The following is a 21,766-nucleotide window of genomic DNA, read 5'->3' as shown; positions in this document are numbered from 1 at the left end:
TAATTAATTATAAATGAATTACCTCGTCATAAGCCGCTGCAGTTGCTTCCATAACAGCTTCGCTCATAGTTGGGTGTGGGTGAATAGCTTTTAGTACTTCGTGTCCTGTAGTTTCAAGTTTACGGCCTAGAACCGCTTCGGCAATCATATCTGTAACACCTGCACCGATCATATGGCAACCTAGCCATTCGCCGTACTTGGCATCATAAATTACTTTAACGAATCCTTCATAAGCACCGGCAGCTTTTGCCTTACCACTTGCAGAGAAAGGAAACTTACCTACTTTAATTTCAATACCTTTTTCTCTAGCTTGCTTTTCGGTTAAACCAACGGAAGCAATTTCAGGAGAACAGTAAGTACAACCTGGTATGTTACCATAATCTAATGGTTCAACGTGCATTTCCGCTAATTTTTCAACACATAAAATACCTTCTGCAGATGCCACGTGTGCAAGTGCAGGTCCTGGTGTAACATCACCTATGGCAAAATATCCTGGTATGTTTGTTTGGTAATAATCATTTACCAAAATCTTATCTCTATCGGTAGCAATACCAACATCTTCCAAACCAATATTTTCAATATTGGTTTTAATACCAACAGCAGATAATACGATATCAGCTTCAAGAACTTTTTCTCCTTTTGCTGTTTTTACCGTAGCTTTTACACCACTACCAGAAGTGTCTACAGAAGTAACTTCAGCAGATGTCATAATCTTAACTCCCGCTTTTTTGAAGCTTCTTTCTAATTGTTTAGATACATCTTCATCTTCAACTGGTACAATGTTCGGTAAATATTCAACAACGGTAACTTCGGTCCCCATAGAGTTGTAGAAGTAAGCGAATTCAATACCAATAGCTCCACTACCAACAACAATCATTTTCTTTGGTTGCTTGTCTAAGGTCATTGCCTGTCTGTACCCAATAATTTTCTTACCATCTTGTGGTAAGCTAGGAAGTTCACGACTTCTAGCGCCAGTAGCTATAATTATATTGTTAGCACTGTATTCAGTAGTAGAACCATCTTCAGCCTTAACAGAAACTTTTTTTCCAGCCTTTAAAGTACCGTAACCTTTAATTACTTCAATTTTATTCTTCTTCATTAAGAATTGAACACCTTTGCTCATTCCGTCAGCAACGCCACGACTTCTTTTTACAACCGCATCAAAATCTTTATCGGCACCTTTAATTTTTAAACCGTAATCTTCTGCATGTTTCAAGTATTCAAATACTTGTGCAGATTTCAACAAAGCTTTGGTAGGTATACAACCCCAATTTAAGCAAACGCCGCCTAAACTTTCTTTTTCAATAATGGCAGTCTTAAAGCCTAATTGTGCAGCCCTAATTGCGGTAACATATCCGCCAGGACCACTACCTAAAACGATAATATCGAAAGTGCTCATATTTTGATTTTTTGTAGTTTTTATTGAAGTGCAAAAATACAAAACCTAATTGAGATTGATTGTAGGATTTTAAAATATGACCTTTATTATGAAATTGTGATATTTTGAAATAGGTCTAGTTAGTTTGCTATGAATGTTATAGAAACAAAAAAGAGGCCTTTAAGAGCCTCTTGTATCTAATATATTTAGTGGAAAATTATTCTGCAGGAACAAAATTTAAAGCCACACCATTTATGCAATGACGTAAACCTGTGGGATTTGGTCCGTCTTCAAAAACATGACCTAAATGACCTCCACAAGTGGCGCAATGTTCTTCGGTTCTCTTGTAACCAATTTTGTAATCCACATCATAGGCTACGTTGCCTTCAATCTCTTCATAGAAGCTTGGCCATCCCGTACCAGAATCGAATTTTGTATAGCTTTTAAATAGGGGAGTGGCACAGGCGGCACAAACGTAGGTCCCTTTTTCTTTATTTTTTAAAAGCTCGCTGGTAAATGGGTTCTCAGTAGCAGCTTCACGAAGTACGTAATATTCAGAATCTGTCAACTCTTTCTTCCATTCGCTATTTGTTTTTTGTACAGCAAATTCTTTCTTGGCACTCGTTTTTGTTGAGGTTGCCATCTCTTTTTCTTGCGAAGTACCTTTACAGCTCACAAAAAGTACAAGTAGTGCAATTGCGATATTTATTTTCATGTTTTCAATTTTTTTAATTCTGTCGAATAAATTAAGTATTCCTTTCAAGGTATCGTATTTACGAGACTATTTGGGTTAAGGTTTTAATAAATCGAAATAAAAAAAGCCATTGAACTAATGTTTAATGGCTTTAGCTTAAATAGGTTAATTACCCAGGGATATTATTGTAATGTTACTTTCTGTATTTCTTGTTCCGTAACACCTAAATGTGCCATTACAGAATTAATGTTTGAAGTGTCTAATTTGCCTGTGGATGCAATTTCTCCCGGAATAATAACTACACGTAAAATTTGATTATCTGTAAAATCTGTACTTAAAGTACTTAAATCAAAATTGCCATCTATGAAAACTTGTGCGTCGAACAAAGTATGTGAAAATACATATTGTATTATGCCTTCATCAAAAAAATAATTTTGAGGTAATAGTCCCCATGAATCTTCAACAGCTCCGTCACCAAATTCCACTGGTCCATCGTATCGATATATTAAAACCACATCTTCTTTTAAAGTCTCAAAACTGGTGAAATCTGAAAATGTAATTAAATAATCATAAAGATTATCTGTAGCATCATACGTGAAATTAACACCTTCCAATTCAAATACCTGCGCCTGAATTGCATCTACGCCATCTTGACCGGCAGGTCCTCTTTCGCCATCAAACCCATCAAATCCTTGTGGTCCCTGTGGTCCTTCACATGATATAATAAATAAAGCTGCAAGTGCTCCAATAAATAAATTTAGTTTTCTCATAATGTTATAATTTTTCGGTTTGAGTTTTAATTTTGAAATGTTGTTTCAAAAAGCGTTCCATTTTTGGTATTTAGATATTTAAATCGGATATTAACTGCTAAATTATCAACAAAAATGAATTAAAGTCGGTTGTCTTTAAAAGATGATTAGCTTTACAAAAATAAACACTCCATATGCCCAACGTTCAAGTTCACTCACTTTTTACTGATTTTGATATTGATCTTTTTAAAGGAGGTAAGCATTATCGACTTTATGAAAAATTGGGGTCACATTTGGTAGAAGTAGATGGAATAGCCGGTACTTACTTTGCTGTATGGGCCCCGTCCGCAAAATCTGTATCTGTTGTTGGTAATTTCAATTCGTGGAACGTAGAGGAACACCAGTTAAATGTTAGATGGGATTCTAGCGGTATTTGGGAAGGATTTATACCTAATATTGGAAAAGGTGAAATCTATAAATATAAGATACAGTCTAATAACAATGATATTTGGACAGAGAAAGCAGACCCTTTTGCAAGATATTGTGAGCACCCACCAAATACAGCATCTATAATTTGGACTGCCGAGCATAATTGGAAAGATGATGCTTGGATGGGGTATAGAAAAGATAAAAACGGGTTGGACAAACCTTATTCCGTTTATGAAGTGCATTTAGGGTCATGGAAGAAAAATGCCGAAAATAAGTTTTTGACCTATAAAGAGTTTGCAATAGACCTTGTAAATTATGTAAAGGAAATGGGGTATACCCATGTTGAGTTTATGCCTGTTATGGAGTATCCTTATGATCCATCTTGGGGCTATCAACTTACTGGTTATTTCGCACCAACATCAAGATTTGGTTCTCCAGAAGAATTCAAGTTTTTGGTAGATGCCTTTCATCAAAATGATATAGGAGTAATTTTGGATTGGGTACCTTCTCATTTTCCAGAAGATGCGCATGGACTAGGTTTTTTTGATGGTTCAAATTTATATGAGCACCCAGATAGAAGAAAAGGTTATCATACAGATTGGAAAAGTTTGATCTTCAACTATGGTAGAAATGAGGTTAGAGCTTTTCTTATAAGTAATGCCATTTTTTGGTTAGATCAGTTTCATGTAGACGGTCTACGTGTAGACGCTGTGGCTTCTATGCTGTATTTAGATTATTCTAGGGAAGATGGAGAATGGGAGCCAAATATTTATGGTAACAACGAGAATTTAGAGGCGATGTCATTTATACGTGAATTGAATGAGGCTGTATATTCTAATTTTGAAGGTGTGCAGACCATTGCTGAAGAATCTACTGCTTTTACGGGTGTGTCTAAGCCAGTGGAACACGGAGGATTGGGTTTTGGTATGAAGTGGATGATGGGTTGGATGCATGATACGCTGCAATTCTTTCAAAAAGAACCCATTTATAGAAAACACCACCAAAACGATTTAACCTTTAGTATGACCTATGCGTTTACCGAGCATTTTATGTTGCCTTTTTCTCATGATGAGGTAGTTTATGGTAAACAGTCATTAGTATATAGAATGCCAGGAGACGAATGGCAACGTTTTGCGAATCTAAGATTGTTGTTTGGGTATATGTTTACACACCCGGGTACCAAATTAATGTTCATGGGGGGTGAATTCGGTCAAACGGCAGAATGGAATTTTGAACAAAGTTTAGACTGGCATTTATTGCAGTATGATGGTCATAAAGGAATTCAAGATTTTGTAAAGGACTTAAACCATTTATATAAAAGCTCACCGGCATTGTATGAAAAGCAATTTAGTCCAGAAGGTTTTCAATGGATAGATTACGGCGATCACGAAAATTCTGTATTGACTTATGTACGCAAAGGTCATGATGAAAAGAACGATTTAATTATAGCGTGTAATTTCACCCCTGTGCCAAGAGAAAATTATAGAATAGGAAACCCTAAAAAGGAAAAATTAACAGAGGTGTTAAATAGTGATGATGCCAAATATGGTGGTGGCGGTAATGTCAACGGCAAAGTAAAATCATCTACTAAAGCATCTCATGGTTTTAAAAAGTCTATAGAAATTACTATTCCGCCTTTAGGTATTGTAATACTGAAATAACTTAAGGCAATTGCACGATATTTGGGCAATTTTAAAGTGTTTCTGTAGTTCTAATAATTTGATATTTTTTAATTTATAAGTTCATGATTACAAATACAGAGCTTGAGTATAAAGGTAATTTATACCCAAACCATATCGTTGAATTTTCACAAGACTCAGATAAATTATACTTCACTACAGACAACGGTGTTGTTTTACAGATAACCATATTAAGAGGTAGTATTATTCGTTTTAGATATGCTACAAATTATAATTTTGAACCAGATTTCTCATATGCTATAGACCCAGATGCTACAATGGGGTATAGTAAGCTAGAAGTTGTAGAGAATGACACGGAGTATATTATATCTACTGCAAGACTGAGTGTTTTGGTAGATAAGATGACCTTAAGAACCCAGATTTCTGATTTAGATGGTAATATCATCTGTGAAGATGAACTAGGTTTTCATTGGGAAGAGAATTATGAGTACGGTGGTAATACCGTAAAATTGAGCAAAATAACCCAATCAGGAGAAAGTTTTTATGGTATGGGTGATAAGGCCATGCATAGTAACCTAAAGGGTAAAAGAGTAGAGAATTGGGTAACCGATCAATTTGCATTTGCAAAAGAGCAAGACCCACTTTATAAGGCAATACCATTTTATGTGGGCTTGAATAAGGGTAAAGCTTACGGTATTTATTTTGATAACAGTTTTAGAACAGGTTTCGATTTTTCTCAGGAAAGAAGAAATATAACTAGCTTTTGGGCAGATGGTGGTGAAATGAATTATTACTTCATTTTTGGACCGGATATGCCCAAGGTAGTAAGTTCATATTCTAGTCTTACCGGTACACCAGAGTTACCGCCAATGTGGGCATTAGGTTTTCATCAATCTAAATGGAGTTATTATCCAGAAAGTAATGTAAAGGATATTACAGGTGAGTTTAGAAGATTGCAAATACCTTGCGATGCCATCTATTTAGATATAGATTATATGGATGGTTTTAGATGTTTTACTTGGGATAAAGAACATTTTCCTGATCCAAAGAGAATGATTTCTGAACTGGAAGAAGACGGCTTTAAGACTGTAGTGATGATTGATCCGGGTATAAAAGTGGATCGTGATTATTGGATATATAATGAAGCATTAGAAAATGATTATTTCTGTAAAAGGGGAGATGGTCCTTTAATGCATGGTAAGGTGTGGCCTGGGGAATGTAATTTTCCAGATTTTACAAATCCAGCCGTGCGTGAGTGGTGGGCAGAATTATATAAAGAGTTTATGTCAGAATTAGGTGTTCATGCCGTTTGGAATGATATGAATGAACCGGCAGTAATGGAAGTCCCCACAAAAACGGCACCTTTAGATACGCGTCATGACTATGACGGTCACCCCTGTACACACCGTAAAGCACATAATGTTTACGGTATGCAAATGGTTAGGGCAACCTATGAAGGCGTTAAAAAATATGTTTATCCTAAAAGACCATTTGTAATAACAAGAGCCGCTTTTGCCGGTACACAAAGATATTCTTCTACTTGGACAGGAGATAACGTTGCTACTTGGGAGCATTTATGGATAGCCAACGTACAGGTACAGCGTATGTGTTTAAGTGGATATTCTTTTGTAGGTTCGGATATTGGCGGATTTGCCGAACAACCAGATGGCGAATTATTTGCGAGATGGATACAGTTGGGTATTTTTCATCCGTTTTGTAGAGTACATTCAAGTGGCGATCATGGTGATCAAGAACCATGGTCATTTGGTACAGAGATTACAGATATCGTTAGAAAATTTGTAAATCTACGATATCAATTGTTGCCGTATTTATATACTATGTTTTATAAATACACAAAAGAGAACATACCAATGATCCAGTCTTTGGTGTTCTTTGATCAAGAAGATAATCAAACCCATTTTAGAACGGATGAGTTTATATTTGGAGAAAAAATATTAGTTTGTCCTATACAAGAACCTAATGCGCAAGGGCGAAGAATGTACATTCCTAGAGGAGATTGGTATGACTTTTGGACTAACGAACATGTAGAAGGAGGAAAAGAGAAGTGGGTAGCGGCAGAGATAGATATGCTTCCTATTTTTGTAAAAGCCGGATCTATAATTCCTAAATACCCCATTCAACAATATGTGGGAGAAAAGAAGATAGAAGAATTAGTTTTAGAAGTGTATTATGTTGAAGGTACTGAAGCTTCAGAGGTATATGAGGATGCAGACAATGGTTATGATTATAAAAAAGGACGATATTCTTTAAGTAATTATAAGTTGACCGGAAAAGATAATTCGTTGACTATACAGTTATTCAAAGATGGTACTTATGACACGGAGTATTCTAAAATGAAGCTTAATTTTCATGGTCTTCCGTTTGAGATTGAAAAGGTGATGATAGATAATGAAGAGGTGTTATTGCATACCATATCAGCCAATGATAATCACGATTTGCTAATAGACAAAAATTTTACGCTATTGCATTTATCCGGAAAACAATAACTTTGTAGCTTAAAACCGTTAACTAAAAATAATAATATGAGAAAATTAGTATTAATACTATTCGTCTTTATTGGCGTTTCTGCTTGTAAGGTCAACCCCTTTACAGGTCAAAAAACCTTGAACTTTTATCCAAATAGTCAGGTGTTTCCATCAGCATTTGCGCAATATGATCAATTTTTAACCGAAAATAAGGTGGTGACTGGGACAGCAGATGCTCAAATGATAACAAGAGTTGGTCAGCGTATCTCTAGTGCTGCAGAGCGTTGGTTGACAGCAAACGGACATCCGGGTTATTTGGCAGATTATAAATGGGAATATAATTTGGTGAATGATGAAACTGTAAATGCATGGTGTATGCCAGGGGGTAAAATCGTTTTTTACACAGGTATATTGCCTATTACACAAACGGAAACGGGTGTTGCCGTGGTAATGGGTCATGAAGTAGCACATGCTTTAGCTGATCATGGAGCACAACGTATGAGTGCTGGTACTTTGCAACAAGTAGGTGCAGTTGCAGGTAATGTGGCAATCAAAAATCAACAAACTTTAGGGTTGTTCAATCAGGCTTATGGTGTAGGAACACAGTATTTAGGTATGTTGCCATTTAGTAGAAGCCACGAAACGGAAGCAGATAGAATAGGCTTACAGATTATGGCCATCGCAGGTTATGATCCTTACGAAGCTGCGGAATTGTGGAAAAGAATGAAAGCTAACAGTGGAGGAGAGGCACCGCCAGAATTTATGAGTACGCACCCTTCTAATGACACAAGAATTAATAACTTAACAGCTTGGGCTCCAGATGCGGAAGCAGAAGCTGCTAAATTTGGTGTAACCAGTTTCAAGTAAACAATAAGGATTATTGTATATTGAAGCCGTTCAGAAATGAACGGCTTTTTATTTTTATATATGGGAAAAACTATAGTTGCAAAAGGAAGTAAAAAATTATTGAACGCATGGGCCTTTTATGACTGGGCAAATTCAGTGTATAGTTTAGTAATTTCCTCGGCAGTTTTTCCAATATTTTATGGTGCACTTTTTAGAGTTGCCGGCATTGAAAAAGTAACCGTTTTTGGCGGTGATATCGCCCGTGCTCCTTTAATAAGTTATACTACTTCTTTGGCATTTGTTTTTATAGCGATCGTCACACCCTTAGTGTCTGGTATTGCAGATTATCTCGGTAATAAAAAAATGTTCATGAAATTTTTTTGCTACTTAGGAGGACTCTCATGTATTGGTTTATACTGGTTTTCTTTAGAAAATATATACATAGGCTTAGCGTGCTATTTCTTCGGACTGGTGGGATTTTGGGTCAGTTTTGCTATCAATAATTCATATTTACCCGATGTAGCTTTTCCGAGACAACAAGATGCGATTAGTGCCAAAGGCTTTACCTTAGGATATGTAGGTAGTGTAATTTTGCTCATTTTTAACTTGGCAATGGTAATGAAACCAGACTTTTTTGGTATCACTACAGATGAAGCTGGTGCTGCAGAAATAAAGGCAATGAAATATTCATTTGTAACTGTAGGTATCTGGTGGATACTTTTTGCACAATACAGCTTTTACTATCTGCCAAAAGGGTATAAGAAAGAGGGAAAAAGAACCAATATTGTTTTAAATGGATTCAAAGAGCTTCAGCTAGTATGGCATCAACTTGGAGAGCAGGTAAAGCTTAAAAGATATCTAGGTGCCTTTTTTGTATATAGTATGGCCGTGCAGACTGTAATGCTAATCGCTACATACTTTGGAGAAGAAGAAATTGCATGGGGTACAGATTCTGAACGTACAACAGGTTTGATAGTAAGTATATTGGTAATACAAATCGTAGCAATACTAGGTGCAACGATAACGGCACGAGCATCAGAAAAATATGGAAACATTAAAACATTAATAGTTGTCAATGCCCTTTGGGTATGCATTTGTGTATATGCCTATTTTGTTATTACACCGACAGATTTCTATATTGCCGCCGGTTGCGTAGGTTTGGTTATGGGAGGTATACAGGCACTGTCAAGATCTACGTATTCAAAATTTTTACCGCAGACTACAGACACCACTTCATTCTTCAGTTTTTATGATGTAGCTGAAAAAATAGGGATAATTATTGGTACTTTTCTTTATGGAATAATAGCGCAAAGAACAGGTAGCATGAGAAGTTCAATTATATTCTTAGGTATATTCTTCTTAATTGGAATGTTCTTGCTTACCAGGGTTAAAGAAACAAAAAAGCCCCTTTAAAAGAGGCTGTGTTGAATTGATTGTTCGCTATTTTGATTTTATGCTTTTACCCTTTGGAAATGTCTCCAGAACCAGAGGTTTTGGTATTTACCTTTTCAGGATTACCTCTATAAGAAATATCACCGGAACCAGAAACCCTCGCTTTTAAAGATTTGTTTGCGGTAACCCGTATATCTGCAGAGCCAGATACCGTAGCGTCTACATTGTCAGCTTCAAGATCGTATGCCTCAATATCGCCACTGCCAGAAATAGTAGCTTCAAAGTCTGTGGTTTTACCACTTAAAGAAATATCTCCAGATCCAGACATTGAGGCTGAAATTAAATTAGAATCTATATCTAAAGTAATATCTCCTGATCCTGACATTGCGGTACTGAATTTATCGGCTTTGATTTTTGTCTTACCAACGATATCACCAGAACCAGACATGGCAACGTGGCTAATTGATTCTACTGGTATTGTAATATGAATTCCAGATTTCCAATTACTTGATTTTAAGTTAACGCCTTTTTCTGTTTTAATGACCAATTTGCCGTCCTTTACTTCGGTAATAATATATTCCAATAGATTTTCTTCTCCTTTTAAGGTAATTTCTCCTTCGTTGCCAGAAACCAAGTCAACATCGAACCAGCCAGATACGGCTACACCGTCATAATCACCGGTGTTTCTTTCAATAGTAACATTGTTTCCATTTCCTTTAATGGTCTTTCCCCATTGTGCTGAACAGGAAAGAGATATGAATCCCGCACATAGTAATACACTTAATTTTTTCATGATTTTCATTTTTAATTGATTGATTGATTGATATTTATTTTTTTGTAAAACTTATCCCACCATAATCACTAGACAATGTCATTCTATTACCACTTCCTTTAGAGCCATAAAAACCTTCGTAATGTTTATCGGAAGATTTTTCAGTACTGATGTTAATAGTAAAATCGTCTTTTCCACTAACTCCAGAATAACTAGTAGATATGTCAAAATCAAAATGATATTCGCTGTTGTACCCAATTTTGATTCCTGTATAGTCCGTTCTTATTTCTACGTTACCGGCATCCGCCGCTAGTTCGTTGATACGTACAGAACCATAGTCGGCACGGATGGATACATCACCATGAACAACACCTAGTTTTACGGTTATATAGTCGCCGTTACCATCTATATCTTTTAATTCAGAAACATCCATATTTCCATAATTACTGGTGTATTCCAAATCATCCATAGTACCAATGTTGGCGTCTGTATAATCGGCATTTATAGCAAGGTTTCCGGCTTTGTCAATAGTAAAACCAGAGTAGTCAGCTCTAATTTCGGCACTGTTGATATAGCCTATTGTAGATTTAGAAGTATAATCGAAATTTAATTTATTGTTGCGCCCTCTAAGCTCTCCTAATTCTAGTCTACCGTAGTCACAACTAATTCTGGCATGACCATCTATTCTATCTAATATTATATTACCATAGTCATTACTAAGGTCAACATTGTTTTTAACCGGCACTTTAATGGTGTAGTTGATCTGCATATTAACATTGTTGTTATTTCCCCAGCTCCATCCCCAGCCATTACTACTTTTGTTGAAAATAGTTTCTGCAGATACGCGTTCGCTACTAGCTTCAAAGTCAACAGATATTTCATCCAATTTTTTCTGAACCTTATCTTCGTTGTTTCCGTTGGTTTTAATATGAACTTCAATAACGACCCTATTCTCGTTCCATGAAGTAATATTTAAATTTCCATAAGAGTTATCTATTTTGAGCAATGCGTTGGCGTTAACGTTGAACTCTTTTTTTATGGTTTTCTCTCTTGTATGCTTACCGTCAAAAGAGGTGTTATTGGCAGTAGCGACTGTTGTGAAGGCTAGCATTAATAGCCAAGTGTATTTATATAGTAAAGTTTTCATCATTCGATTTTTTAATTGATTTAATATTTTCAATCTGTATCATTACCTCGTTTAAAAGGTCTATTCTAGTTTGGAAATTGGTGATCATAGCACTTAGTATTAATTTACTATTGCCACCGTTTAAAAGGTCTTGTTCCATTTTTGTATAGTTCAATTGAAGTTTTTTCAATTGCGCCATAGTATCATTAATAATTTTTTCTGTTTCTGGTGATTTTTCAGAATTCAGTTCGTTGATCTGCTCTTCGATTAGGTTTGCAAAATAAAATTGGGTCTTAGAAGCTTCAGGTGAAATCTCTGCAACCTGATCTTCAATGCTACTAGCCGTATTAAGTTGAAATATTCCAACAGATAATAGAATAGCAAAAGAAGCGGCAACGGATAAAAATAACACCCAAGGATTCTTTTTCTTAGGAGCAAGCGTTGCCACACCTTTAGATTCATTTAGTTTTTCTAAAAAACGTAGTTGGTGCCCACTGGTGGGTTCCGCATAATCCATTTTGTCCTGTAGCTCAATAAAAAGCTCGTCAATAGTATCTTTCTTCATTAGACAGCGAGTATTAATTTTTTTCTAAGACTTTCTTTAGCTCTTGAAACAGTAGTTCTGCAATTGGCATAGCTAATGTTCATGATTTCGCAAATTTCATCATAATCAAACCCTTCAATTAGATGTAAGGTCAAAGAAATTCTGTAATTGTCTTTTAAATCTTTCATGGTTTCCATCACTTTTTGAGCCTTTAGTTCTGTAAACACATGGTCAGATGCAATTCCGTCATTATCTTCGACCTTGTACAATACTTCATCTAAAGCAACTTCATTCTTTTTTTGTTGCTTTCTATATTGATGTATGCTGTTGTTGATAACAATACGTTTTAACCAAGATCCAAAAGTTACTTCCCCTTTAAAAGTATGCAGTTTCGTAAATGCGCTTAAAAACGATTCTTGCATAATGTCTTCTGCTTGGGCAGTGTCTTTTACGATTCTTAGAGATGTATTGAACATAGCCTTGTAATACCTATTGTACACTTCTAGCTGTGCACTCTGTTTACCGGCTATGCACAATTGCACTAGCTCATCAATATGTTCCTTTTGTTGGCTCAAAAAGTGATTGGTTTATTGAAAGATGATTCAATTTACGGTTTGTTACAGTTTGTTAGAATTATTATCAAAAATTCTTTCTTTTTATAAAGTTCAATTTTTAAAATGAAATAAATCAGTTGGCACAGGAATTGAAATACATATGTGCAATTGAAGGTGTAAAAAGCTGTATTCGCTTAGTTTTCATTGCTATTACAGTATTTATGTATAATTTATAAAAATAAAGTTCTGTTCTTTTAATGACAGAATGACCGATATATGAGTATGGAAGATTCTAAATTTTCAAATTTTGACAATATGTCTTTACAAGGAATAGATCAAGATTCTGAGCTAATACCACTTTTGACCCCAGAAGATGAGGAGCAAATGAATAGTGAGACTTTGCCAGAAACATTACCTATTTTACCTTTAAGAAATACAGTACTTTTTCCAGGTGTGGTAATTCCTATTACTGCAGGTAGAGATAAAAGTATACAATTGATAAAAGATGCTAATAATGGCTCTAAGGTTATTGGCGTGGTTTCACAGAAAGATGAGGAAACTGAAAATCCAGATGTGCAGGATATCAATACCTTGGGTACGGTTGCAAGAATTTTACGTGTACTACAAATGCCCGATGGTAATACTACAGTAATTATACAAGGTAAAAAGCGTTTTGAGATTGCTGAGGTATTGACCAAAAAGCCATATTTTACAGCAACGGTAAGGGAGACGGAAGAAGTAAGACCGGAAAAGAACGATAAGGAATTTTTGGCTATTATTGAATCTATCAAAGAATTAGCCTTAAAGATTATTAGGGATAATCCAAACATTCCTAGTGAAGCATCTTTTGCTATAAAGAATATTCAAAGTAATTCATTCTTGATAAATTTTGTATCCTCTAATTTGAATTTAGATGTAAAGGCAAAACAGGATTTATTAGAAATTGGTAGCTTACAGGAAAGAGCATTGGCAACATTAAAGTACATGAATGTTGAAATGCAAAAGCTAGAGCTTAAGAATGATATACAGTCTAAAGTTAGAAATGACCTAGATCAACAGCAAAGAGAATACTTCTTGCACCAGCAGATGAAAACCATTCAAGAAGAATTGGGTGGTGTTTCTTATGATGAGGAATTAGAGGAGATGAAAATCAAATCTAAAAAGAAGAAGTGGGGTAAAAAGGTAAAAGAGCATTTCGATAAAGAATTAGCTAAAATGAAGCGAATGAATCCGCAAGTTGCGGAGTATTCTATTCAAAGAAACTATTTAGATCTTTTGTTGGAATTACCTTGGAAAGAATATTCGAAAGATAAGTTCGATTTAAAAAGAGCACAACGAATATTAGACCGTGATCATTATGGTTTAGAAGATGTAAAGAAAAGGATCATTGAATATTTAGCAGTATTAAAACTGCGAAATGATATGAAATCTCCAATATTATGTCTTTACGGACCTCCAGGAGTTGGTAAAACATCTTTAGGTAAATCTGTTGCGGAGGCATTGGGTAGAGAATATGTACGTATGTCACTTGGTGGATTAAGAGATGAAGCTGAGATTAGAGGTCACCGTAAAACTTACATAGGTGCAATGCCAGGTAGAATTATTCAAAGTCTTAAAAAGGCAGGTACTTCAAATCCTGTATTCATTTTGGATGAGATAGATAAATTATCCAACAGCAATCAAGGTGATCCATCATCGGCAATGTTAGAGGTATTAGATCCTGAGCAGAATAGTGATTTCCATGATAACTTCTTAGAGTTGGGCTATGATTTATCTAAGGTTATGTTCGTTGCTACCGCCAATAATCTAGGAAGTATTCAACCGGCACTTAGAGACCGTATGGAGATTATAAATGTTAGTGGATATACCATTGAAGAAAAAGTGGAGATTGCTAAAAAGCACTTATTGCCAAAGCAATTAACAGAGCATGGTTTAGATGCTAGTCACTTAAAAATAGGAAAGCCACAACTTGAGAAAATTGTTGAAGGGTACACGCGCGAATCTGGAGTTCGTTCTTTAGAAAAGCAAATAGCCAAAATGGTTCGTTATGCCGCTAAATCTATTGCTACAGAAGAAGAGTATGATATTAAGGTGAGCAATGAAGATATTATAGAAGTATTGGGCGCGCCAAAGATGGAGCGTAACAAATATGAAAATAATGAGGTTGCAGGTGTGGTTACAGGTTTAGCTTGGACTAGTGTTGGGGGTGATATTTTGTTTATTGAATCTATACTATCAAAAGGTAAAGGTTCTATGAGTATTACCGGTAACTTAGGTAAAGTCATGAAAGAGTCTGCTACCATTGCCATGGAATACATAAAATCTAATGCAGAACGTTTTGGTATAGATCCGTCTGTATTTGAAAAGTACAATGTACATATTCACGTTCCGGAAGGTGCTACACCAAAAGATGGACCAAGTGCTGGTATTACCATGTTAACTTCTTTAGTTTCTTTGTTTACTCAAAAACGAATAAAAAAGAGTTTGGCAATGACGGGTGAAATTACCTTACGTGGTAAGGTGTTGCCTGTAGGCGGAATAAAAGAAAAAATTCTTGCAGCTAAAAGAGCAAAGATCAAAGAAATTATTCTGTGTGCGGATAATGAGCGTGATATTAAGGAAATTAAAGAATCTTACTTGAAAGGACTTACTTTTCACTACGTAAAAGAAATGTCTGAAGTAATTGATATCGCAATCACAGATGTCAAAGTTAAGAACGCAAAGGAATTATAATCTAGCTTTTCTTTATATTTTTGATACAATGAAAAAAATCACCATTGCAATAGACGGATTCTCTTCTACGGGAAAGAGCACTTTGGCTAAACAACTAGCTAAAAAGTTAGAATATGTATACGTAGATACAGGTGCTATGTACCGTGCGGTTACATTATTTGCTATGAAGTCAGGTTTTATAGATGCAGGTAAAGTAGATGAAGATGCATTGGTGAAATCCTTAGGTGATATTGAACTGAATTTTATTTTTAATTCGGATTTAGGTTTTGCCGAAATGTATTTGAATGGTGAAAATGTAGAGAAAGAAATTAGAACCATGCCGGTATCCAAGAATGTTAGTCCGGTTTCTGTTATAAAAGCTGTACGCGAGAAGTTGGTTGCCATGCAACAGGCAATGGGTGTAGATAAAGGTATAGTTATGGATGGTAGGGATATTGGTACCGTTGTATTCCCTGATGCGGAACTTAAAATTTTCATGACGGCTTCACCAGAAAAGAGAGCGGTAAGAAGATATAAAGAATTGCTGGATAGGGGAGAAGATGTGGAGTATTCAGATATTCTTGAAAATGTTCAAAAAAGAGATTATATAGATAGTAACCGTGCAATTTCACCTTTAAAAAGGGCAGAAGATGCTATTGAGTTTGATAATAGTGATTTAGGGTTGGAAGACCAGTTTCAAAGAATCTATGAACATTCGCTTCGGGTTATTGAGAAGCAAGCATAAAAAAAGAGGTTAGCATTGCTAACCTCTTTTTATTTATATAGTATCAATTCTATTTGTTTGGTATAACCAATACTTGATCTGGATGAATGACATCTGGGCTTTTTAAGATACCAGTGTTCGCTTCAAATATAGCTTTGTATTGCATAGCATCACCGTAGTAGTGCTTTGCTATTTTACTTAAAGATTCACCACCTTTAACAACGTGTCTGTGATATACAGAATCATCTTCAACTGAGATATTAGCTTTAATGTCAGAAGGGCTTTCACCACCTAGTTGCTTAATTTTATCCCACATAAGGTCTTTTTCATAAGGCGTTTTTGCTTGTCCTTTTATTTTAAGAACATCACCTTCAACAGTTACATTACCGTCTTTTATACCTAATTGCTCACCAAGATCCAATACACCTTGATATTTTGCCTTAACACTCATAAATTTACTTTTTTTAATGGTTATTATAATACTTCTAAGATAAGCATATTTAAGATGCATAACTCTAAAATCATGCCATAATCCATAAATGAACGTGTAATAAGTAGTTCTGTTGTCTAATTTAAATAAAATGATTATTTTTGCACACCTTTTTTGCAAGGAAGTCAAGAGAAAAAGGGATTAGATAAATAAATATAACTACTTTCATAGTTGTTGCCTAAGTCTTGATGAGGTTATGGAATACAAATTATTAATCAGCAAATGGCTGAAGAAAAAACAAACGCAGAGGTAGAAGCTACTACTGAAGCAACACAACAAGCTGTTGAAACTCCACAGCAAGATCCAAAAGAATTCTTAGAAAACTTTAACTGGGAAAAATACGAGCAAGGTATTGAGCGTGTTGATGATTCTAAATTAAAGGAATTTGAAGAATTAGTTGCCGAAAACTTCGTAGATACTGCCGATGAGGAAGTAGTAGAAGGTAAGGTTGTTTATATTACTGATAGAGAAGCTATCATTGATATTAACGCAAAATCTGAAGGTGTAATTTCGTTAAACGAATTTCGTTACAACCCAGGTTTAAAAGTTGGAGACAAAGTAGAGGTATTGATCGATATTCGTGAGGATAAAAGTGGTCAATTAGTATTATCTCACAGAAAGGCGAGAACTATTATGGCTTGGGACCGTGTTAACGCGGCTCATGACAAAGAAGAAATCGTTAGTGGTTTTGTTAAGTGCAGAACTAAAGGTGGTATGATCGTTGACGTATTTGGTATTGAAGCTTTCTTACCAGGTTCTCAAATAGATGTTAAGCCTATTCGTGATTACGATCAGTATGTTAATAAAACAATGGAATTCAAGGTTGTGAAAATCAATCACGAATTTAAGAACGTTGTTGTTTCTCATAAAGCGCTTATTGAAGCTGATATTGAAGAACAGAAGAAAGAAATCATTAGCCAATTAGAAAAAGGACAAGTATTAGAAGGTGTTGTTAAAAACATTACTTCTTACGGTGTGTTTATTGATCTTGGTGGTGTTGATGGTTTAGTTCACATTACTGACCTTTCTTGGAGCAGAATCAACCACCCGAACGAGGTTGTTGAGCTTGATCAGAAATTAAATGTTGTAATTCTTGATTTTGATGAAAACAAATCTAGAATTCAATTAGGTCTTAAGCAATTAGAGAAGCACCCTTGGGAAGCATTGTCTGATGAAATTAAGATTGGTGATAAAGTAAAAGGTAAAGTAGTTGTTATAGCTGATTACGGCGCATTCATTGAAGTTGTTGAAGGTGTTGAAGGTCTTATCCACGTTTCTGAAATGTCTTGGTCTACGCACTTGCGTTCAGCTCAAGATTTCGTAAAAGTTGGTGATGAGGTTGAAGCAGTTGTATTGACATTGGATCGTGAAGATCGTAAAATGTCTCTTGGTATCAAGCAATTGACTCCGGACCCTTGGACTGATATTACTACTAAATACCCTGTAGGTTCTAAGCATAAAGGTATTGTAAGAAACTTTACAAACTTTGGTGTTTTCGTTGAACTAGAAGAAGGTATTGACGGTTTAATTTACATCTCTGATCTTTCTTGGACTAAGAAAATCAAGCATCCATCTGAGTTTACTAACGTAGGTGATACTTTAGAAGTTGAAGTATTGGAATTAGATGTTGATGGTCGTAAATTAAGCTTAGGTCATAAGCAGACTACAGAAAACCCATGGGATAAATATGAAACTGAATTCGCTTTGGGTACAGTTCATACAGCAACCATTTCTGATGTAGTTGATAAAGGTGCAACAATTGAATTTAACGAAGATATTACTGCATTCATTCCTCAACGTCATTTAGAGAAAGAAGATGGTAAGAAACTAGGTAAAGGCGATGAAGCTGAATTCAAGATTATTGAGTTCAATAAAGACTTCAAACGTGTAGTAGCTAGTCATACTGCTATTTTCCGTGAGGAAGAGCAACGTAATGTAAAAGCAGCTGTCAAAAGACAAGCAGCTAGCGCAGATGAAGCTAAGCCTACTTTAGGTGATGCTAACGATGCACTACAAGCGTTGAAAGACAAAATGGAAGCTGATTCTAAGAAGAAGTAATTTCATTAGTATATATCCTTGAAAAAGGATAATAAGTAAAAGCCCGGATTCATATCCGGGCTTTTTGTTTTTCAAGATTATGGAGTTTGATAGCGCTATTATACCTAACAAAACAATTTATATTGCGAAATAAGATGAAAATAAGAAGCTTGGAACAATAAGTTAGTTGCAATTTATAATTAGGAAATAACTAATATATTTAGGTTCCTAGAAGTAGATGTGAACAAAATTCTAAAAGCTTCCAAAGCTATGGATGGTTGGGTTTGATATGTGCCAAACTCAATTCATGTGCGCTTAACAAGCTTAAATACAAAAGCCCAGATTATTCATCTGGGCTTTTTTTAATATCCACAATTTCAGTTCCTATTAGGGTTCTAAAAAAATGAATTACTAATGGAGATCTTAATTAACTTCAATTTTTATTTTAATCACTATTAGTTATGGTACTTAAATTAATACACTTTTTTCTTTACAAACCAGATGTCTTCTAAGCTCAAGTTTAAGGTTACTAAATGAAATTTCTCTTTCACCAATACATTTTGTAAAAGTCCTTTAGATCCATAACTATACGAAAGATTGATCATGGAGTGTGTACCTCTACTTGTTGGTATACCTATACCTGCGGTAAAGTTGTAACCTTCCACTTTATTATCGCCTATAGCCAAGTAACCATTATCATAATTGTAACCTAATCTGTAAGCAATTCTTTGACCATATTTGTAGCTGGTAGGGTCTTGTATAAATTCCAGTCCGAAGGCATAAATATCTTGGTCTTCATAACTGCCAATGTTTTCAGATTGATTGGTGTCTGTCCAAAAGTTTTTCTTATAATCTGCACTAAATGTCAGTTCTTCAATAGGTTTTATGCTAAGACCAAAGCCCATTTCAAGAGGTAGTTTAAAATCAGAAACATTATCAGAACTCTCATCTTCAACAGAAATATCTATTCCAGATATAGATTTGTCTACAGACCTTTTTAGATTACCGTTTAAGCTTGTAGGTAATTGTACGGTGCTACCAATGGTTATCTTGTCATTAACATCATATTGAAGACCAAACCCTAGTCTTGCTCCGCTGTAATTTGTTTTCTCAATAGATTCAAATGTAGATGAGTTGTAGATGAAAGATTCGGTCTCTTCTATACTTCCAAATAGAAATGAAGCACTTAAGCCTAATCTTAATTTTGGGATGATTGCATAACCAACATTAAGTTTAATATCGTTAAGGCCTCCCAATCCAGTAACGTTACTTTCAAAAGTATCTGTTGATCCCTCAATATTGCTACTTACGCCAAGTATTGAATAACCAACATCGCTATAAGGGACCATGGTAATACCAGCGCCTAAATTTTCCATTATTCTAAATCCGAAAGCTAGGTTTGAAAAGTTTACATTTGATTTCTCTTCCGCTGAAGAAGTATTACTGTAACTATTAAACTCGCCCGTAACTCCAATATCGTACAAGAAAGAGTTTTGAGGTATTAAGGCATAATTTGCCGGATTTAGATTGTTTAGTTCATAAGGAGATTTTATGCCAATACCGCTGTAACCTAAACTATTGAATTTACCAATACTGGTTTGGTTGATTACTCCTAATCCGTAAAGCGAATATGGTGAGCTGGTTAAAGCTTCAGATTGTGCCGAAGACTGGTAAAAAGCTAAGAGTGCTGCTATGGTGAAAAATATTATTTGGTTAATCTTCATCGTATATACCGTATGTTAATTCTAAAATTGTTTCGTTTACTCCATTTCCGTTCCCACTCATAATAAATCGATCAACAGAAGAATTATAATCTACAGGAAGTAGAATTAATGCATCGTCTAAATCTCTATCTCTCAGTTGTAGCTCCTCTAAATAATAGCTTAATGATATTTCGTAGTAGATGTCATTAAATTCTTGATTATCCCTGTTAAGAATAGCGTAAGACGTAGAAGACAAGGTTTCTGTTAATTCATTGTTTTGGTCAACCACATAGACGGCAAGGGTATCCCTTAGTTTTAGATTGTCATTGTAAGACTGTGCTACAGGTTTAATTTTTAGAGTGCCATCCAAAATAGTACCGCTGCCAGGTATATCATACAGGCTTAATATACTTGGAAATTGTACCCGCATGGCAATACCTACGCCAGACTGTATGTAGCTTTTATTGTCAGAATCCGAGCTGGCTAAATTTACCTTACTATCTGTAAGCGTTTGTAAAGGTGTTATAGGGTCTTCTGCTGTAATTCTATTAAAGAAGGGGATAGGCGTCGTTGCAGCATTTATTTGCACATCTAAATAATCTTGCTCGAACTCATATTCGGTATCTGTAGTGTAATACAGTCTTAAGTATGTGTTTTCCGAAGATTTTGAAAAACCGATGATAGAACCGTTGTCCGTTTCGTCAGGTATAATGCCTATACCTTTAAAGTAATCTCGGTACTCGTCAGAATTTACAATGTTCTTTTCTTGAAGTTGAGAGAATACATCTGTTCCAAAATCATCTACGAGCTTTATGGTAATAGAATCACCTGCCAACGGTCTAGGAATGTATTCATAAAACCCAAGGTCAGCTTCGTCATAGCTTATACTACTTGTATTGTAGAAGTAATCATCACTTTCTGGATTAAGGTTTTCGGTTATTTTTTTAATATGTAAGGTGTTTTTCTGTAGTGTGTCATTGTAATAATAATTGTCATAGCCCAAGACCATTACTAAACTGTCAAATACCGCTTCTGAATCTATGGTATAGGTTTCTGGTAAAAATTGCATGTAACTAGAGGCGGTTACGGTTCCAAAAACTTCATCGATATATTTTCCTGTTAGTATTCTGGTAGATTCTGATGTAACAAGGCTGTCAAACTTCATAGTAGACGTACTAACCGTTAAAGTGTCTATTAGTATTAGGCGAATGTTGCTGTCAGTGAAAGTTTCACCGGCAACAAACTCTGAATCATTATAAATATCATCGCTGCAAGAATGAACAGCAATAGTGAGGAAACCGCCTACTATAATGATGTAGAGCGCACGTACTTTGTTTAATAACACCTTCATTTAGAAATTAATTTTTCTCAAAACTAAATACCAAGCGTGTTTGTAAAAACCTGAATAGACGAATCGTAAATGTTAAGGGATGAACTCTATTATTTGAACTATTAATGAAATGTTTGTGTTCGTAGATGAAAACTGGGGA

At 35.3% G+C, this 21,766-nt stretch carries 17 protein-coding genes; 7 read left to right on the top strand and 10 right to left on the bottom strand.

Annotation, left to right across the window (positions count from 1 at the left end; all coding sequences use genetic code 11):
* Positions 1 to 7: 7 nt before the first annotated feature.
* The 3 genes from lpdA to P177_RS14180 form a co-directional block, all read right to left on the bottom strand.
* Positions 8 to 1,399, bottom strand: a complete 1,392-nt coding sequence (gene lpdA / locus P177_RS14190) for a dihydrolipoyl dehydrogenase (RefSeq protein WP_036155757.1) — start codon at positions 1,397 to 1,399, stop codon at positions 8 to 10.
* A gap of 196 nt (positions 1,400 to 1,595) precedes the next feature.
* The gene (gene msrB, locus P177_RS14185; RefSeq protein ID WP_036155756.1) at positions 1,596 to 2,093 is read right to left on the bottom strand and encodes a peptide-methionine (R)-S-oxide reductase MsrB; all 498 of its coding nucleotides are present in this window, start codon (positions 2,091 to 2,093) and stop codon (positions 1,596 to 1,598) included.
* A 161-nt stretch (positions 2,094 to 2,254) separates the two neighbouring features.
* Positions 2,255 to 2,842: a collagen-like triple helix repeat-containing protein gene (locus P177_RS14180; RefSeq protein WP_036155753.1), complete on the bottom strand. Its 588-nt coding sequence runs from the start codon at positions 2,840 to 2,842 to the stop codon at positions 2,255 to 2,257.
* 173 nt (positions 2,843 to 3,015) lie between these two features.
* Between P177_RS14180 and glgB the strand changes: the two genes are divergently transcribed.
* The 4 genes from glgB to P177_RS14160 all read left to right on the top strand — a co-directional run bounded on the left by glgB (position 3,016) and on the right by P177_RS14160 (position 9,635).
* Positions 3,016 to 4,911: a 1,4-alpha-glucan branching protein GlgB gene (glgB, locus tag P177_RS14175; protein ID WP_036155751.1), complete on the top strand. Its 1,896-nt coding sequence runs from the start codon at positions 3,016 to 3,018 to the stop codon at positions 4,909 to 4,911.
* Between the two features lie 83 nt (positions 4,912 to 4,994).
* Entirely contained in the window at positions 4,995 to 7,397 is a 2,403-nt protein-coding gene (locus P177_RS14170) for a glycoside hydrolase family 31 protein (protein WP_036155749.1), read from the top strand.
* Positions 7,398 to 7,433: 36 nt separating this feature from the next.
* Entirely contained in the window at positions 7,434 to 8,243 is an 810-nt protein-coding gene (locus P177_RS14165; RefSeq protein WP_036155747.1) for a M48 family metallopeptidase, read from the top strand.
* Positions 8,244 to 8,303: 60 nt separating this feature from the next.
* The gene (locus tag P177_RS14160; protein ID WP_036158529.1) at positions 8,304 to 9,635 is read left to right on the top strand and encodes an MFS transporter; all 1,332 of its coding nucleotides are present in this window, start codon (positions 8,304 to 8,306) and stop codon (positions 9,633 to 9,635) included.
* A 46-nt stretch (positions 9,636 to 9,681) separates the two neighbouring features.
* On the opposite strand, the gene P177_RS14155 is transcribed toward P177_RS14160, so the two are convergent.
* From P177_RS14155 to P177_RS14140, 4 genes are read right to left on the bottom strand one after another with little or no spacing between them, the layout of a single operon-like run.
* Positions 9,682 to 10,407, bottom strand: coding sequence for a head GIN domain-containing protein (locus P177_RS14155; RefSeq protein WP_036158526.1), 726 nt, complete (start codon positions 10,405 to 10,407; stop codon positions 9,682 to 9,684).
* A 34-nt stretch (positions 10,408 to 10,441) separates the two neighbouring features.
* A complete protein-coding gene (locus P177_RS14150) occupies positions 10,442 to 11,533 on the bottom strand; it encodes a DUF4097 family beta strand repeat-containing protein (protein WP_036158523.1) in 1,092 nt (363 codons plus the stop codon).
* Positions 11,514 to 12,077: a hypothetical protein gene (locus tag P177_RS14145; protein ID WP_036155746.1), complete on the bottom strand. Its 564-nt coding sequence runs from the start codon at positions 12,075 to 12,077 to the stop codon at positions 11,514 to 11,516. Before P177_RS14145 ends, P177_RS14150 begins: the two co-directional genes overlap by 20 nt.
* Positions 12,077 to 12,631 (bottom strand): RNA polymerase sigma factor, encoded by a 555-nt coding sequence (locus P177_RS14140; RefSeq protein WP_036155743.1) that lies wholly within the window; start codon positions 12,629 to 12,631, stop codon positions 12,077 to 12,079. Before P177_RS14140 ends, P177_RS14145 begins: the two co-directional genes overlap by 1 nt.
* Before the next feature lie 261 nt (positions 12,632 to 12,892).
* Between P177_RS14140 and lon the strand changes: the two genes are divergently transcribed.
* Together lon and cmk are read left to right on the top strand one after the other, a co-directional pair.
* A complete protein-coding gene (lon, locus tag P177_RS14135; RefSeq protein ID WP_036158520.1) occupies positions 12,893 to 15,343 on the top strand; it encodes an endopeptidase La in 2,451 nt (816 codons plus the stop codon).
* Between the two features lie 28 nt (positions 15,344 to 15,371).
* Positions 15,372 to 16,067 (top strand): (d)CMP kinase, encoded by a 696-nt coding sequence (gene cmk / locus P177_RS14130; protein ID WP_036158516.1) that lies wholly within the window; start codon positions 15,372 to 15,374, stop codon positions 16,065 to 16,067.
* 49 nt (positions 16,068 to 16,116) lie between these two features.
* Here cmk and P177_RS14125 read toward each other — a convergent pair whose 3' ends face one another.
* Positions 16,117 to 16,497, bottom strand: coding sequence for a LysM peptidoglycan-binding domain-containing protein (locus P177_RS14125; protein ID WP_036158513.1), 381 nt, complete (start codon positions 16,495 to 16,497; stop codon positions 16,117 to 16,119).
* Between the two features lie 261 nt (positions 16,498 to 16,758).
* Here P177_RS14125 and rpsA point away from each other — a divergent pair, with 261 nt between their 5' ends.
* Positions 16,759 to 18,594 carry a 30S ribosomal protein S1 gene (rpsA, locus tag P177_RS14120; RefSeq protein WP_036155742.1) on the top strand — a complete coding sequence of 612 codons (1,836 nt, stop codon included), beginning with the start codon at positions 16,759 to 16,761 and terminating at the stop codon, positions 18,592 to 18,594.
* 452 nt (positions 18,595 to 19,046) lie between these two features.
* Here the strand turns inward: rpsA and P177_RS14115 are convergent, their stop codons facing one another.
* Both P177_RS14115 and P177_RS14110 read right to left on the bottom strand, forming a co-directional pair.
* Positions 19,047 to 20,297: an OmpP1/FadL family transporter gene (locus P177_RS14115; protein WP_036155740.1), complete on the bottom strand. Its 1,251-nt coding sequence runs from the start codon at positions 20,295 to 20,297 to the stop codon at positions 19,047 to 19,049.
* Entirely contained in the window at positions 20,287 to 21,627 is a 1,341-nt protein-coding gene (locus tag P177_RS14110; protein ID WP_036155738.1) for a DUF4270 family protein, read from the bottom strand. The genes P177_RS14115 and P177_RS14110 overlap by 11 nt, the downstream gene beginning before the upstream one ends.
* Between the last annotated feature and the right edge of the window lie 139 nt (positions 21,628 to 21,766).

This window comes from Maribacter forsetii DSM 18668, from assembly GCF_000744105.1.
GTDB classification, from domain to species: Bacteria; Bacteroidota; Bacteroidia; order Flavobacteriales; family Flavobacteriaceae; genus Maribacter; species Maribacter forsetii.
This window is presented reverse-complemented; position numbering and strand designations above follow the sequence as displayed.